A 15,490-nucleotide genomic window follows, 5' to 3' on the forward strand; every position below is an offset into this window, starting at 1 on the left:
GCGCCCGATCATAACCCCATTTTTCGGGCTATGGAATAGTAAGAGGGTGTGATCTTTTACCACTTTTATGAAAAAACAATGACAAGAGGATGGCAGCTTTGCGAAAACTGGCGGACAGACTGGAGCGGATCACCTCCTTTCATGTGATGGTACTGATGGAGCAGGCCCAGCAGCTGGAACAGCAGGGCCGGGACATTATCCATCTGGAAGTGGGTGAGCCGGACTTCGCCACCCCGCAGAATGTGGTGGCCGCCGGGGTTGATGCCATGCAGGCGGGCAAGACCCGCTACACCACCGCCCTGGGGTTGCCGGCCCTGCGGCAGGCGATCGCGGATTTTTACCAAAGCCGCTTTGGTGTGGAGGTGCCGGCCAGCCGCATTCTGATTACACCGGGTGCCTCTGGCGCCCTGGGCCTGTTGAATACGCTGCTGTTCAATCCCGGTGACGGTGTCTTGCTGAGCGATCCCGGATATCCCTGCAATGATAATTTTCTGCATCAGGTGGGGGCGCTTCCCCAACGCATTGCGGTGGGTGCGGAATCGGCGTATCAGCTGTCGGCTGAACTGGTGCGCCAACACTGGCAGCCGCACACCCGGGGCGCCTGGGTGGCATCCCCTTCCAATCCCACCGGCACTCTGATTCCCATGGCGGAGATGGCGGCCATGAAAGCCGAAGTGGATGCGCGGGGAGGGGCCCTGCTGGTGGATGAGATTTATCACAACCTGGTGTATGAGCAGCCGCCGGCAACCGCCCTGGCCCTGGCAGACGAACAGGACAGCCTGTTTGTGATCAACAGTTTCTCCAAATATTTCAACATGACCGGCTGGCGCCTGGGTTGGCTGGTGGCGCCGCAACAGCATGTGGCCGCACTGGAGAAACTGGCCCAGAACTATTACTTGGCGGCTTCCACCGTCGCCCAGCATGCGGCCCTGGCGGCGTTCTCTGCTCAGTCCATTGCGCTTTACGAGGAGCGTCGGATCATCCTGGGACAGCGTCGGGATTTCCTGCTGGAGCGGTTGCCCGGTTTGGGTATTTCCATTCCCTGTACTCCTCAGGGAGCGTTCTATCTGTACTGCGATGTGTCGGCCATCACCGACGACAGCTTTGCGCTCTGCCAGCAACTGTTGCATCGCTGCGGTGTGGCGGTGACGCCGGGGATCGACTTCGGTGTACACCAGGCCCAGCGTTATATCCGCATTGCCTACAGTGCCAGCCTGGAGCGTTTGCAGGAGGCGGTTGATCGCATTGCCCGATTTATCGGTCGTTAGCCGATGGTTGTTCAGGATTGGTAACCAAAGGTTGGTTATTCAATCTAAATTCATTCAGTAACAGCAGATTCCTCACATGAAGTTTGATCCTCCCTTACAGCAGGGCACCCTGGTAAAACGTTACAAGCGTTTTTTGGCGGACATCACCCTGGCCGATGGCGGCGAATTAACGTTGCACTGTCCCAACACCGGTTCCATGAAAAACTGTAATGATCCCGGCAGTACAGTCTGGTTTTCCGATAGCGGGAATCCCAAGCGCAAGTATCGACATACCTGGGAACTGGTGACGGTAGGCAAAGGGGCGGAGCAGGCACTGGCCGGGATCAATACCGGGCGCGCCAACGGGTTGGTGAAAGAGGCCATCGAGGCGGGTGTGATTGGTGAGCTGCAGGGTTACACCACGATTCGAAGTGAAGTGAAATACGGGGCGGAAAACAGCCGCATTGATCTGTTGTTGGAGTCACCGCAGCAGCGTTGCTATGTGGAAATCAAGAACCTGACGTTGGGGGAAGGCCGTGTCGGGTATTTTCCGGATGCGGTCACCGAGCGCGGGCGCAAGCATTTACGTGAACTGGAAGCCATGGTACAGCAGGGGCATCGGGCCGTGTTGTTGTTTTGTGTGCAGCACAGCGGAGTGATAGAGACCCGGCCGGCGGATCACATTGATGCACGCTACGGTGCCGCGTTGCGCCAGGCGCATGATGCGGGGGTGGAGGTGTTGGCCTGGCAGTGTGACCTCAGCGCCGAGGAAATCAGGATTGCCCGTCCGCTGCCGGTGGTATTGTAAGGGTCAGCAGAATATCCGCATACCAGGCACAATTCAGGCCCAGGGCCTCGTCCACCTGCCGATCCCGGTTGCCCATGTCCAGTCGCGAGGAATGGACGCCCAATAACTGCCAATGAAACCCGGGATTGGATGCGGGGCCGGTTGCCACCCGCATCACCACCGGGCCGCCGCTGATGCCGCGATGGGTGCGGGCGTCGGTAAGAAAATACCCCATGCCCTGAAAACGCAGGCCGAAGGAGGACGCCACGATGGCCTGGCGCGCCACCGGCAGGTTGTGCAGCGTATCCGCGAACCCCAGGGGGAAACCCAGCACCATCAACGGGGAGCCGACTTCCACCGGGGTGTCCGGCTGGCAGATGGTGTCCGGAGTGAAGGCTTCGTACACCACGCTGTCTGGCATGGCCTGGGGTTGTAATGCAATGGCCACCACATCGATGGTGCCGGAGCTGTCCTCCGCCTGAGTCCACAGTGCCGGTTGCGTTGCCGGGTCCGGGCCTGAAGAGGAGCCGGGTGCCGCCCCATACAAGGGTATTGAAAAGGCAACGGTTTCGGCCAGGTTGTCGTTGTCGGTGAACAGGTCGATCTGAAGGCTGTCGGGAAAATGCCCGGCGGCTTCGTCAATCACCACGTGACGGCTGGTGATCAGGTAGAGGCGCTGATCCCGCCGGAAGAAAAAGCCAGTGGCATTGGACAGGGACTGGTCGCGAAGGCGGGTGGTGATCTGGGCGATGGAAAGCAGAATCGGTTCGACGGCAGACATAGGCAGGGCTTGGCGTAGTGAACATCAGGCAGCCCACCTTAGCAGATTCTCAGCCGTTACCACAGCTCATGGGAGCACATTGATCCTGAATCGACAGTTCATTCTGCACAATCATTCTGGCCTCCTGCATGCATTTTCCGCATTTGGCGCCCACCTGGCAGCGACGCCGGACCTGGCTGAAATCGCAGGCGCCCTGGCGGATGGATTCCCGCAATTGATGGTCGGTAATGTCCTTGCATAGACAGATGTACATAATCTGCTCTCACTCTCACGGCTGGTCTTCACTGGCCTTGGCACTCAGCAAGAGCAGGAGCAAAACTCACGCCAATGGCAAGCATTCGCATTTGTAATTTTATATTGTTGAAATGTCTGTGTTTTTTGGCGAGTATTTTGGGCGCAGCAGTGAATCGCCGGGAAGCTTGTGTTGCAAAGCCGACAGGGGGATTCGCCTTCCACTGTTTGCTGCGCATTCTTGTCGCCTTTGTAACAAGGAAGCGGATCGTTGTCGCTGAAAACAAAAGCTCAAAACAAAAACCGAAATCACAATAGAACGAGGGAAACCCATGACCATTGCTTACTGGTGTGTTCTGGTGGCGATTCTGCTGCCGTATCCGTTTACCGTAATTGCCAAGGCCAGCAAACGGGGCTTTGACAACAACAAACCCCGCACCTGGTTGGGTGAATTGGAAGGGCGGGGGGCCCGGGCCAACTGGGCGCAGATGAATACCTTTGAAGCCCTGCCGGGTTTCATCGGCGCCGTGGTGGTGGCCCATCTGGTGAATGGCCCCCAGTTCTGGATTGACCTGCTGGCGGTGAATTTCATTGCCCTGCGCTTGGCCTATGGCTATGCCTATGTGGCGGATCATGCCACGCTGCGTTCGATCTGCTGGTTTGCGGCATTGGGTTGTGTGGTGGCCCTGTTCGTGGTCAGCGCCTAGATGTAAATAGCCTGATGTAAAGCGTGCGAGAAGGCGGCGGTGGTCGCCTTTTCCCGTGATAAAAAGTTCTCTCCCACACCGGACAGCATTTAATTGGCCGTTTTGGTTGTATCGGGCCAACGCCCTACCTTATTGCCCCTCTATTAACAATCGAATCCCGTTTTCCCTGAGTATGATTGGCCGATCTGCATCAGAACCTGAAGCAGAGAATCCTGATCCAGCCAATCAACCATACGGATAACAACAATAATGAAACGTCGTGATTTGTTTAAGGCCGGAGCCGCCCTTGGGGCCTGCGCCTCCCTCCCCAAACTGGCGGCCGCCACCACCCCGGAAGAGAAATACCGTTTGCAGGTGCCGGAGCTGTTTGCGCCGGTCAGTCGGCCCCCTGCCTACACCCCGGCCATTGTCATTGGTTCCGGCTTTGGCGGCGCCATCTCCGCCTGGCGCCTGGCCCAGGCCGGTATTCAAACCACGGTGTTGGAGCGGGGCTGCCGCTGGCCCATCGACCCCTGGCGCAAGATTCATCCCAATGATTTTTTTCCGGACGGACGCGCCTACTGGCATCGCACCCGGGCCAGGCAGCTGACGGGCTTGACGGTGTCGTTCGATTCCTTTGCCGGCCTGTTGGATGTCACCGAATACGAGCACATTGATGTGTGGCGGGGTGCCTGTGTGGGGGGCGGATCGAAAGTGTTCAGCGGGGTGATGATCGAACCGGAACGCCAATATTTCGAAGCCATTTTCGGCGATGTGGTGGACTACGATGAGATGCACAGTGTTTATTATCCCCGGGTGCGGGAGGTGTTACGTTTGAGCCCGCTGCCCAGGGATCTGTATTACAAGCCGTCCTTCGGTCATTCCCGGGTCTGGGACAAGCAGGTGCGGCTGGCGGGTTATGAGCCGCAGCCCATCGACGGCATCTGGAACTGGGATGTGGTGCGCAAGGAATTTCATTATCGCAGCCGGCCTTCGGCTTCCATTGGCGAAAGCAATCACGGCAACAGCAATGGCGCCAAGTTTGACCTGACTCAGAATTATCTGAAATACGCAGAAGACAGTGGCTATACCCGCATCTATCCCGGTATGCAGGTCACCAGCCTGGGGCAGGACAGTAACGGCCGCTACCTGATTCAGGTGGAGCAGATGGACCCCATGGGTGAAATCATTGATCGGTTCACCCTGGCCTGTGATTACCTGTTTATGGCCGCCGGCTCCATCGGCACCACCGAGTTGCTTTTGAAAGCCCGTGAGCTTGGGGATTTGCCGGACCTGAATGAGTTTATCGGCGCAGGCTGGGGTAGCAATGGTGATACTGCCGTGGTGCGCACCGCCAGTGAATTGCAGGGGCTGTATCAGGCATCGCCGTCCGCCGGCATGATTCACGATAGCGGCTTTGGTACACCGATCACCATGGAAAACTGGTATGCACTGCACGTGCCGGTGAACCTCTCTGCCATTGGCTCCCTGGGCATGGGTTTCGATATGACCAACCGTTGCCGTTTCCAATACGATCCGGCAACGGATTCCACCACGCTGTTGTGGCCGAAGGAGGGTAACGCCGATGTGGTGGCGGCCACCCGTGAAATGAACAATCGCATCGCTGAAGCCAGCCTGACCCTGCCCGGTTTGTTGGGGGTGGTGCCGGACGTGAACGATTCCTTCACCGCGCATCCCCTGGGGGGTGCCATTCTGGGGCAGGCGGCGGACGCCCACGGTCGGCTGCTGGGTTATGAGCGCCTGTACGTGATGGACGGCGCGATGGTCAATGGCAGCACCGGTGCGGTGAATCCTTCGTTGACCATCTCCGCTCTGGCGGAGCGCAATATCGAACACATTCTGCAGAACGATTTTTAACGGTAAGCCCGACAACAATAACAACGAAGGTTTTGCAATGATGAATACAACAATGAAACTGCGGTGGGCGTTGCCCCTGGTGGCCGCGACGCTGTCGGTAAGCATGCTGCCCGGTTGTGGTGGCGAACAACTACCGCCGGATGATGTGGTACGAAAAACCAACGGCAGTGCGAATACCCAGGGGCTGTGGCGCATGATGGAGAATTTTCAGGGGGAGACGTTCTATTCCACTGTGCTGGTGCAGGGCACCGGCAATAACGTCACCATGACCGACTGCAGCCGCGCGTTTGAGAAAGACAGCATGACCCGGCAGGGCAACGCCTTTGCCGGATACAACCATGACCTGGCATCCCTGGTGATACAGAACAACGACACACTGCATTGGAACTATGACAATCAAGTGCGCCGGTTCGAGAAGATGGACAGGGTCGCCCAGTTCAATATGGGTGAATTTGAAGTCAGTTCACCGCTGTTGCCGGATGTGGTGGCATCGAACCTGGTGTGTGTGCAGTATTCGGAAACGGAGCGGGGGGATTCGCTGGTGCTGACCACGCAAGTGCTGGGGCGACCGCTGTTGGTAACCATTCGCACCGAAGGTCGATTGCAGGAGGGCCGTTATGACATAGAGCCCTATGGCAATGCCGATGCCATGGTGATCTTTTCCGGTTCCCACTGGGCCAACACCACGCTCACCGCCTATGATGAGATTTCCAGTGGCCGTCTGACTATTCTATCCCGTGGCAACGTCTGGGTGGAAGGGGAGCTGGAAGGTGTGCTCCGCAATGGGATCACACCGATCCGGGTAAGCTTTAACGTGGAAACGCCACTCAACTGATTTTAAAGAACGCGATCTGTTCTCCCAGCCGGCGGGCCTGGTCAGCCATGGCCTCGCTGGCGGCGGAGGCTTCTTCCACCAGGGCTGCGTTCTGTTGTGTCATCTCATCCATCTGGCTCACCGCCACATTGACCTGCTCGATGCCGGAGGTCTGCTCGTGGGCTGACTGCGCCAGCTCGGAAATCAGGGTGCTGACGTCGTTGATGGAGGCAATGATCTCGTTGAGCATGCGGCCGGATTCCTGTACCTGGGTGGTGCCGTTCTCCACCTGAGTGACGCTGAGGCTGATCAATTCCTTGATCTCCCGGGCGGCGTTGGCGGAACGTTGTGCCAGGCTGCGTACCTCCCCGGCCACAACCGCAAAGCCGCGGCCCTGCTCGCCGGCGCGGGCCGCTTCCACGGCGGCGTTCAGCGCCAGCAGGTTGGTCTGGAACGCGATCTCGTCGATCACGCTGATGATGTCGGCAATTTTTTTGCTGCTCTCGTTCACTTCGTTGATGGCGGACACCGCTTTCTGTGCAACCTCTCCGCTGCGCAGGGCGTTCTTGCGGGTGGTGGTGGCCAGTTCCTCCACCTTGCGGGCGTTGTCGGCACTTTGTTTCACCACGCTGGTCATCTCCTCCATGCTGGACGCGGTTTCTTCCAGTGAGGAGGCCTGTTCCTCTGTGCGCTGGCTGAGGTCGGCGTTGCCGTGGGCGATTTCGTTGGCGCCCTGTAATACCGAGGCGGACGCTTCACTGATCTCGCCGACGATGGCGACCAGGCGATGGATGGTGTTGTTGACGTTATCCTTGAGGCGGCCAAACTCGCCTTCATAGTTTTTCTGGATGGAATCCCGCAGATCCCCTTCCGCCATCTTCTCCATGATGTTGACCATCTCGCCCACCACATCCTCGCAGATGTCCAGCAACTGGTTGATACCCTGGCTCAACCCCAGGAAGAAGCCACTGCGACCTTCGGTGGTGGCGCGGTGGGTGAGGTTGCCGATGGCCGCGGAACGAATCATGTGGTCCAGCTCTTTTTCAATGGCCACTTCTTCGGTGCGATCCTCCCATTCCACCACCGTGCCGATGGATTCACCCTGGCTGTTGCGTACCGGGCTGGCGTACACCGTAAGGTGACGGCCCCCCAGTACAAAGCTGGAACTCACCGGCTCTTTCAGGTTGGCCAACAGGCGCCGCTGGTGGCTGGGGTCCTTGTGGAACAGATCGATGTTGGTGCCCATCAGTTTGTCCACCTGAAAATTGGGCAACTCTTTTTGAATGTCGGTCTCGGCGTTGCCCATCATCTCCAGCACCGCATGGTTGGTGTAGACAATATTCAGATCCGGGTCGGCCACCATGACATTGGCGGAGACGCTGTCCAGGGCCTGGCGGATGCGCAGGTTTTCATTGGCCACCCGGCGTTCGGCATCCTGCCGCGCCTGTTCGTCCCGTTCTTCCTGTTCCTGCTTGCGCAGTGCCTCGGTGCGGTCCAGCCATTCAATCACGGTGCCCAGGCGGTTCTTGTGATCATCGAACACCGGGGTGGCGGTGATCACAATGTGCCGGCCGGCCACCTCAACCTCCTGACTGTGGGTGGTGGTGGCCTGGTCCAGAATCTTGCGCTGGTGGGCCGGGTTTTTATGGAAGATGTCCATATTGCAACCCATCAGTTTTTCCGCATCAAAATGGGTGAGCACGGTTTTCAGATCCGCCTCTGCGGTTTTCATCATGCGGTTCAGGGATTCGTTCATGTAGATGATGTTGTAGTCTTCATCGGCCAGCATCACGTTGGTGTTACACACATCCAGGGCATTTTTGACCCGCAGGGCTTCGCTGGCGATTTTCTGGGTGTTCTCCAGCTCAAAGTTCAATTTGATCTTCATGCACTGCATGCCCTGCAGCACCCGGCCGGGCTCGTCGCTCTGATCAATGGGCAGATTGACGTCGAAGTTGCCGCTGCTGATTTTCTGCAGGGCTGCCGACGCCACCTGCATCGGCTGGATGACACAGTGGTGCATGAACTGGAACAGCGCAAACACGGCCAGGGCCAGGGTGATCAGGTAGGGCCAGGGCAGGGGGCGTCCGCTCACCAGAAAATCCGCCACCATAACAGCAGCAAATGCCCCCAGTATCCAGCTCAGTTTGCTGTTGAGGGAACCCTGGCGGAAATCATTCATGATGCGCTCAGGCAGGGCCGGCTGCACCGACTCCCCGGCGTTCAGCCGGGCGTAGAGCGCCTCGGCAGCGTGGATCTGCTGGGCGCTGGCGGCGTGTCGCACCGACATGTATTCCACGATTTCGCCCTTGTCCCAGATGGGGGTGACGTTGGCCTCCACCCAATAGTGATCGCCGTTCTTGCAGCGGTTTTTGACGATGCCGCGCCAGGGCCGGCCGGCCTGCACAGTTTGCCAAAGATCCTGGAAGGCCGCCTGCGGCATGTCCGGGTGGCGGATCAGGTTGTGGGCCTGGCCGATCAGTTCCGGCTCGGTGTAGCCGCTGATCTCGACGAAGTCCCGGTTGATGTAGGTGATGACACCCTTGGGATTGGTTTTGGAAACAATGGTTTGGCCTGGGGCCAGCTTGACCTCAGTCTGGGTCACCGGCATGTTGACGCGCATGATCAGTCCTTTCTCAGCAAAGTGAGTTCAGCAATAAGAGTTCCCTGAGGAAACTCGGTCCCTGTGTATTCAGTGTAGAAAAGGATTGCTGATGGGGAAGCAGAATGCCGTCAGCGGACGATAAAAGCTGGACCAGCCCGTGGGTTATGCACGTTTGGTTCTAAAAACGGGGGGGTTAAGTCCGCAGGAAGCGCCCGAACTCCCTTTGGAACTTCAGCGGCTGATCCACCATGGGGGCGTGACCGGCTTTATCGAAGATGATGACTTTGGCGTGGGGAATGTGTTCCACCAGCTCGTGTTGGGCCGCCAGGCTGAAGTAGCGGGATTGACGGCCCATCATCAGGGTGGTGGGCACCCGTATGGCGGACAGGGCATCCCGGGTGTCGCGCCCGGACATGAACGCCTGCATCACGTTCAGGTAGGTCTGCCATTTCTCCACCGGCATCATGTGGCGGGTGAGCAGCGGCTCCGCGTAACGGGAGGCCAACTCCACCACCCAGCGGGCCAGCCCGCGGTACATGGCGATGCTGTAGATAAAGGCCACAGTGTCGCGGAATCGCACCCGCACTTCCGTGGGCAGCTGCCAGTATTCCACGCCGGCGCCGGCCTCCCGGGCCAGGGTCAGCAGCTCCGCAAAGCGCTGGAACAGTTCCTCCTGCTGCGCACCGAAGATGCCGTTAAGTTTGCCGGGGCAGTGCACACTGTTGGGGCCGTGTTCGATGTTCAGGTATTTGCTGACCCGCTCAAACCCGTGCACCTGGTTGTAGGTGAGGCAGGTGTAGGCGCCGGTGGAGATGCCTCCCAGGATCACCTGGTCCAGTTCAAAGTGGTCCAACAGGTCCTGCAGGTCGTTGGCATAGGTCTCAAACACATCCAGGCCTTCCAGGTTGGCGTGGTGGGAGCGGCCGAAGCCCCGCAGGTCCGGCAGAAAGAACTCAAACTGGCGGGTATAGGGGAGCACGTTATGGACCCAATGGGAGCCCCGGGAGCCGAACCCGTGGAGCAGGACCACCGGTTTGCCCCGACCCATGCGAATGACATTGAGTCGTTCACCATCCCGCAACGGCACTTTGGCCATACATTTTTCCCCTCGAATGTTTATGCTTTCTGTTTTTTTCGTTTGAGGAGGAAATTAACCTTGCGGTGATCAAAAAGGAATATCCGCAGTGTATTGATTCTGTAATATCGGGGGTGTTCGTACATTACTTGTCCAATGTGGCCATGGGCGGCAGTCTGTCGGGTGGCGGGTTGTGCTCGTTGTTTAATCTGTTTACAGTGAGCACTTCAAATTCGGGGAAGTGGCAACTGGGGATGTCATGTTACGAAAAACAGGGATGTTTTTACTTCTTGCCTGTGGCCTTGGCGGCTGCGATTACGCCAAGGATCTGCCTATGTTGGGGCGCTATGTGGCCAAGAACGTCTGTGCTTCTATCTGGCAGGAGGGTTATGATCAGGCTGCCGCCGTGGGTTATGTCACCAACGTGGCGCCCCTGGTGCAACCCAGCTGGAAGGTGCTGGTAGGCGATCGCAGTGTCCAGGTGGACAACTACTGGTTTCCCTGGCTGGCCAGCAAACAGGCCTCGGTGGTGGGTACCGAAGCGCCCCGTGAGGACTGCCGCAATCACTATCTGGATCGCCAACTCGCCTATTATTATGCCTTGCCGCCGGCGCCGTCCTCCGGGCTGGTGACCCAGGTGGATCCCACTTCCGCCCTGCAGCGCTACGTGCAGTCGGTGGTGGCGGTGGGAGCACCGGAACACTCCACTGCAATCCTGGTACTGAAGGGTAACACCGTGGTGGCGGAAGCCTACCGCGACGGCCTGGGGCCGGATTCGCCGCTCAAGGGGTTCTCCATGTCCAAGAGCTTTGCCAACCTGTTGATCGGGCGACTGGTGGGGCGGGGGGCAATGCATCAGGACGATGCCATGCTGCTGACAGGCTGGGAGCAGGATCAGCGTGCCCTGATCAGTTACGACCACAGCTTGCGGATGAACAGCGGCCTGCAATGGCACGAGGCCTCCCTGGGGGCGAACAACGACCAGGGGCAGATGTTGTATAATAGCGCCGATCCGGCGGGCTACGCCGCCACCAAACCCTATGCGCAGGACCCAGAGCAGGTCTTCAACTATTCCAGCGGCGATTATATGAACCTGGCCTCGGCCCTGGTGCGGTTGGATGACTGGTTTGATCCGGGCTGGGATCTGGAATCCGCCTTCCATATGGAGTTTTCACCGGATGGCGCCACACCCTTGTTGGGGGAGGGCGTCTATCTCACTACCCGTGGTTGGGCCGCCCTGGCCTCGATCTATATGCATGGGGGTGAGCTCAACGGGCACGCCATTCTGACGCCGGACTGGGTCAGCTATTCGCTGACGCCGGGGGCGACCAACTACGATTATGGCGCGGGAATCTGGCTTAACCTGGGGCAGAACCTGTTCCCGGAACTGCCGCCGGATGCGTTTGCCTTTGCCGGTTCCTATGACCGCTATGTGGTGGCAATTCCCACTGCAGATGTTGTGGTGGTGCGTATCGGCTTCAGCGCTCAGCCCGGCGACTTCGCCATGGGCCGCTTTGTTTCAAATGTGCTGGAGTTGGTGCCCCAATAGCGCACCGGTGCTGGACGCGGCCAGACCGGTCTTTATAATCGGAACACTGTTCTGGCCCGGGATCAATAGCGGTGAAGAGTCTTTATCTTGGCAACAAGGCGTTTGTGGCTGGCTTGGTGTTGCTGCTCAGCGGGTTTGTGTTGCTGAGTGCGGTGTCCTATCGCAACGCCGGACAAATTGTGTATCGCGAAGCCGGGGAAAGCCTGGTCAGCGTATCCCAGTTGCAGGCGGACCTGATCAGGGCAACGTTTGCCGGTGCCGAGCGCCACGTGCGCTTCCTGCACGACACGCCGCCGGTACAGGGGATTATCCGTGCCTTGCAACACGCCGGCGTCGATCCCAAAGATGCCACTCCGTATCGGGTCTGGGTGCAGCGGCTGGAAACCATCTTCGCGTCCTATATTCTGAATAATCCCTCCATCGTACAGATCCGTTATATCGGTTTGGCGCAACAGGGCAGAGAGCTGGTGCGGGTTCAACGCCAGGGCGAGGCCATCAGGGTTATCCCTTCCGATGCCATGCAGCAGAAAGGCGAACGGCCTTATTTTCAAAAAGCGCTGGACTTGGGCCCGAACCAGGTTTACCTGTCCGAAATCAATCTGAATCGGGAGTGGGGTGAAATTGAGCGCCCCAGTTGGCCCACCTATCGGGTTATCCAGGCTGTGTATACGGCAGCCGGGGACATGTTCGGGATGATCGTTGTCAATCTGGATGCCCGCCCACTGTTGTCCGCATTAACCGAGTCTGCGGTTGATCGCACGGGTGTGTTCCTGCTGAATGACCGGGAGCAGTTCCTGCTGCACCCGGATGCCTCGCGCAATTTTGAACATGAGTTTGGTCGGGAGCGGCCCTGGTCCCAGACCTATGTTGAGTCCCTGGACCCGTTCAATCAGGCGTTTACCGTCGCCAAAGGGCGCCAGGCCGGTGAGCAGGATTACCTGGTGCATAAGCAGATGCTGACGTTTCCACAGGCGCGATCGGAATGGGGGTTGCAACTGATTTCGGTGCTGGAGCTGGATAAGCTGCAAGTCCAACTACGTCAGAATCAGGTCGGTGCATTAATGATTGATTCGGTGATGCTGGTGGTCGCACTGGCCCTGTTGAGCCTGTACTGGCTGTTCAGTCGCAAAGGCTTGGCGGAGCTGGCCGCCAGGGCCCAGTTTGATGCTATTGTGCGGGGTTCCAACGACATTATTTTAGGGGTGGATCGTCGCGGCAGCGTGCTTTCCTGTAATGATGCCGCGTTGCAATCGTTGGGCTGGACCCTGGATTCGTTGAGCCAGCGCAACCTGTGGGACCTGGCAGATGACAGCGCAGATAAGACCCGCAAAGACAGCGGGCAGTGGGCACTGAAGACCGCCCTGGATACCGTATTGCAGGCCGGCACATCAGAAACAGTGGAAATAAAAATGCGTGCCGCCCCGGGTACGCGGGGGGATCGTTACGCATCGGTGGCACTCTCACCCATTGCGTTGAGTGAGCAAGTGGTTACCGGGGTCGCCGTCATCATGCGGGACATCACCATTGCGCGGGAATGGCAGGCACGCCTGCAGTTGGCCAATCAGGTGTTGCTGGATAAAAACGCTGAAATGGAGCGCTTTATTTATACTGTGTCCCATGATTTAAAATCCCCGCTGGTGACCATCAAAGGCTTTGCTGAAAGTGTGCTCAGAGACGCGGGGGATTCCCTCGATCAAAAAGCCAGGCACCGGCTGCAGCGCATACTGGCCAATGTGGAGAATATGGGGGCCCTGCTGAATGACCTGCTGGCGTTGTCGCGGTTGGTAACCTTGCCATTGCAGCGGGAACGCTGCGATGTGCATGATTGTATTGAGCAGGCCAAATCCACCCTCAGCGAAAAGCTGGTACAGTCAGCCTGTGAACTGGATTTCAAACTGGCTGCACCCTGGTTGTGTGCCAACAGGAAGATGCTGATTCAATGTGTACAGAATCTGCTGGAAAACGCAGTCAATTATCGAGCTGTCGACAGCGTGCCCAGAGTTGAGATTCGCTCGTGGGAGGCGGATGGGTTCGGAATGCTCAGTGTAAAAGATAATGGCCCGGGTATTGAACCCCGGTATCAGGATAAGATATTCCGCATTTTCGAGCGCCTGGATACCCAGGTGGAAGGCACCGGAGTCGGATTGGCCATCGTGAAAACCATCATGGAAAAGCACGGCGGAAACGTCACCCTGCAGTCCCAGGCGGGGCAGGGGGCGGAGTTCATACTGCGCTTTCCGACCCAGCCTTGTTCAGCAGAAGCATGCACATCAGAGGAGCCGCTCGATGCAGGCCATTAGTATTCTGTTGGTGGAAGATAATGATGACCATGCAGAGCTGATAGTCGAGTCCCTGCTGGCGTTCAACCCAGGCAATCAGGTATCGCGCCTGGCGAGCGGGTCCGAAATGATCGCGCTGCTCTCGGCAAACGCAGCGGGCGGTGCGGTGGAATATCCTGATTTGATCTTGTTGGATTTGAAAATGCCAAAAGTCGGTGGTCTGGAGGTGTTGGATTCCTTGAAAAGTAATGTTTTATGGCAGCGGGTTCCGGTGGTAATGCTCAGCACCAGCGACCTGGCCAGTGATGCGGAGCTGTGTCAGCAATCCGGGGCCAGTGGTTTTATTTCCAAGCCCCTGACGCAGGCAGTGTTCCTGGACACCCTCAAGCGGATTGATGCGGCCTGGGGTCAGTAACCAATGGAACGCAATGTTATCGAACAGACGGCTGCGCTGAACAGAACAGGGGGATAATACGTGAAGATTCTGATCCTGGAAGACAATCCCGATCATGCAGAACTGATTGAGGATGCCTGCCAGTCCGCCTTCAAAACCAACACTAACCTGCAGGCCTTCACCACCCTGGAAGCAGGGCTTGCGGCGTTGCAGGCGCAGGCGTTTGATGTTGCCTTGTTTGATCTGGATTTGCCGGATTCCAATGTGGTGGACACGGTGGAGACACTCACCACATTGGATACGCCGGTTCCGGTGGTGGTGTTGACGTCGCTGAATGATGTGGATGTGGCGATGCGGCTGATACATCGGGGTATACAGGATTACCTGCCGAAGGAGGAGCTGAGTCCGGTGTTGCTGGAGCGGGTATGCCGCTACGCCATTGAACGCAAAAAGCAGCAACTTCGGTTGGAGGCGAGGGCGCAGGCTCAACAGATGTTTTGTCAGAGCCTGTCCCATGATTTCAAATCGCCGATTCGGAATATCGGGCAGCTGGCCACCATGCTGAAAGACAATCTGGCGGAACGGGGCCAGTTGACGGATCACGATCAACATTTGCTGCAACTCATGGAACAGCGCCTGGACAGCATGGATGATCTGGTGAATGGGTTGTACGACTATTTAAGCGTGGACGGCATGGGGCTGCAGATGGACAGGGTGGATCTGGATGCGGTGCTCAATCGGGTGCTGTCCGGCAGTGAGTGGGTGCAGAACAAGCAGCCGGTGATCCGACGGCAGCCGCTGCCCGGTGTGCAGGGCAACGCCTCCTTGCTCTACATCCTGCTGTTGAATCTGATTGAGAATGCCATTAAATATTCGCAGGGCGAGCCGATCATCGACATAGCCTGGAGCCGGCAGGGTGAGCACGCCCAGCTGTGCGTGAAAGATAACGGCATCGGTATTGCCGCCGAATATCAGGAATTCGTGTTTCAACCGTTCAAACGCCTCAACACCGGCCGCAGCATTGGCAGCGGCCTGGGTTTGGCCATCGTGTCCCGGATTGTGGAACACCACAAAGGCCGTATTGTTCTGCAAAGCCGGCCTGGCGAGGGCAGCACATTTTACGTGAGCCTGCCGTTGGCCGGTGATTAGTGCTGCCGTTGGCCG

The 15,490-nt window shown here is 57.9% G+C and carries 14 protein-coding genes; 9 read left to right on the plus strand and 5 right to left on the minus strand.

All coding sequences use genetic code 11. From position 1 onward, the window contains the following. The first annotated feature begins 89 nt into the window (after positions 1 to 89). Both D9N14_RS03475 and sfsA read left to right on the plus strand, forming a co-directional pair. Positions 90 to 1,268: a pyridoxal phosphate-dependent aminotransferase gene (locus tag D9N14_RS03475; RefSeq protein ID WP_290576955.1), complete on the plus strand. Its 1,179-nt coding sequence runs from the start codon at positions 90 to 92 to the stop codon at positions 1,266 to 1,268. A 76-nt stretch (positions 1,269 to 1,344) separates the two neighbouring features. Then, on the plus strand, positions 1,345 to 2,055 hold the full coding sequence (gene sfsA, locus D9N14_RS03480; RefSeq protein WP_290576957.1) for a DNA/RNA nuclease SfsA: 711 nt from the start codon (positions 1,345 to 1,347) through the stop codon (positions 2,053 to 2,055). On the opposite strand, the gene D9N14_RS03485 is transcribed toward sfsA, so the two are convergent. The 3 genes from D9N14_RS03485 to D9N14_RS03495 are packed head-to-tail and all read right to left on the minus strand — an operon-like array spanning position 2,021 to position 3,285. After that, positions 2,021 to 2,815 (minus strand): trypsin-like peptidase domain-containing protein, encoded by a 795-nt coding sequence (locus D9N14_RS03485; protein ID WP_290576959.1) that lies wholly within the window; start codon positions 2,813 to 2,815, stop codon positions 2,021 to 2,023. The two genes, sfsA and D9N14_RS03485, sit on opposite strands and share 35 nt — an antisense overlap. 49 nt (positions 2,816 to 2,864) lie before the next feature. Further along, complete coding sequence (locus D9N14_RS03490; protein ID WP_290576962.1) at positions 2,865 to 3,068, minus strand: bacterioferritin-associated ferredoxin; 204 nt, start codon at positions 3,066 to 3,068, stop codon at positions 2,865 to 2,867. A 28-nt stretch (positions 3,069 to 3,096) separates the two neighbouring features. Next, on the minus strand, positions 3,097 to 3,285 hold the full coding sequence (locus D9N14_RS03495) for a hypothetical protein (protein ID WP_290576964.1): 189 nt from the start codon (positions 3,283 to 3,285) through the stop codon (positions 3,097 to 3,099). A gap of 93 nt (positions 3,286 to 3,378) precedes the next feature. Here D9N14_RS03495 and D9N14_RS03500 point away from each other — a divergent pair, with 93 nt between their 5' ends. The 3 genes from D9N14_RS03500 to D9N14_RS03510 all read left to right on the plus strand — a co-directional run bounded on the left by D9N14_RS03500 (position 3,379) and on the right by D9N14_RS03510 (position 6,445). Next, complete coding sequence (locus D9N14_RS03500; RefSeq protein WP_290576966.1) at positions 3,379 to 3,753, plus strand: MAPEG family protein; 375 nt, start codon at positions 3,379 to 3,381, stop codon at positions 3,751 to 3,753. A 249-nt stretch (positions 3,754 to 4,002) separates the two neighbouring features. Beyond that, positions 4,003 to 5,610: a GMC oxidoreductase gene (locus D9N14_RS03505; protein ID WP_290576968.1), complete on the plus strand. Its 1,608-nt coding sequence runs from the start codon at positions 4,003 to 4,005 to the stop codon at positions 5,608 to 5,610. 52 nt (positions 5,611 to 5,662) lie between these two features. Beyond that, the gene (locus tag D9N14_RS03510; protein WP_290576970.1) at positions 5,663 to 6,445 is read left to right on the plus strand and encodes a hypothetical protein; all 783 of its coding nucleotides are present in this window, start codon (positions 5,663 to 5,665) and stop codon (positions 6,443 to 6,445) included. On the opposite strand, the gene D9N14_RS03515 is transcribed toward D9N14_RS03510, so the two are convergent. Together D9N14_RS03515 and D9N14_RS03520 are read right to left on the minus strand one after the other, a co-directional pair. Beyond that, positions 6,438 to 9,047, minus strand: a complete 2,610-nt coding sequence (locus D9N14_RS03515) for a methyl-accepting chemotaxis protein (protein WP_290576973.1) — start codon at positions 9,045 to 9,047, stop codon at positions 6,438 to 6,440. The two genes, D9N14_RS03510 and D9N14_RS03515, sit on opposite strands and share 8 nt — an antisense overlap. 175 nt (positions 9,048 to 9,222) lie before the next feature. After that, positions 9,223 to 10,125: an alpha/beta fold hydrolase gene (locus D9N14_RS03520; RefSeq protein WP_290576975.1), complete on the minus strand. Its 903-nt coding sequence runs from the start codon at positions 10,123 to 10,125 to the stop codon at positions 9,223 to 9,225. Between the two features lie 256 nt (positions 10,126 to 10,381). Here D9N14_RS03520 and D9N14_RS03525 point away from each other — a divergent pair, with 256 nt between their 5' ends. The 4 genes from D9N14_RS03525 to D9N14_RS03540 all read left to right on the plus strand — a co-directional run bounded on the left by D9N14_RS03525 (position 10,382) and on the right by D9N14_RS03540 (position 15,475). Continuing rightward, complete coding sequence (locus D9N14_RS03525) at positions 10,382 to 11,653, plus strand: serine hydrolase domain-containing protein (RefSeq protein WP_290576977.1); 1,272 nt, start codon at positions 10,382 to 10,384, stop codon at positions 11,651 to 11,653. 71 nt (positions 11,654 to 11,724) lie between these two features. Beyond that, complete coding sequence (locus tag D9N14_RS03530; RefSeq protein WP_290576979.1) at positions 11,725 to 13,953, plus strand: ATP-binding protein; 2,229 nt, start codon at positions 11,725 to 11,727, stop codon at positions 13,951 to 13,953. Further along, positions 13,940 to 14,347 carry a response regulator gene (locus D9N14_RS03535; protein ID WP_290576985.1) on the plus strand — a complete coding sequence of 136 codons (408 nt, stop codon included), beginning with the start codon at positions 13,940 to 13,942 and terminating at the stop codon, positions 14,345 to 14,347. The genes D9N14_RS03530 and D9N14_RS03535 overlap by 14 nt, the downstream gene beginning before the upstream one ends. 60 nt (positions 14,348 to 14,407) lie before the next feature. Next, complete coding sequence (locus tag D9N14_RS03540) at positions 14,408 to 15,475, plus strand: ATP-binding protein (protein ID WP_290576987.1); 1,068 nt, start codon at positions 14,408 to 14,410, stop codon at positions 15,473 to 15,475. Positions 15,476 to 15,490: the final 15 nt, after the last annotated feature.

The organism is Ketobacter sp., assembly GCF_003671495.1.
GTDB lineage: Bacteria > Pseudomonadota > Gammaproteobacteria > Pseudomonadales > Ketobacteraceae > Ketobacter.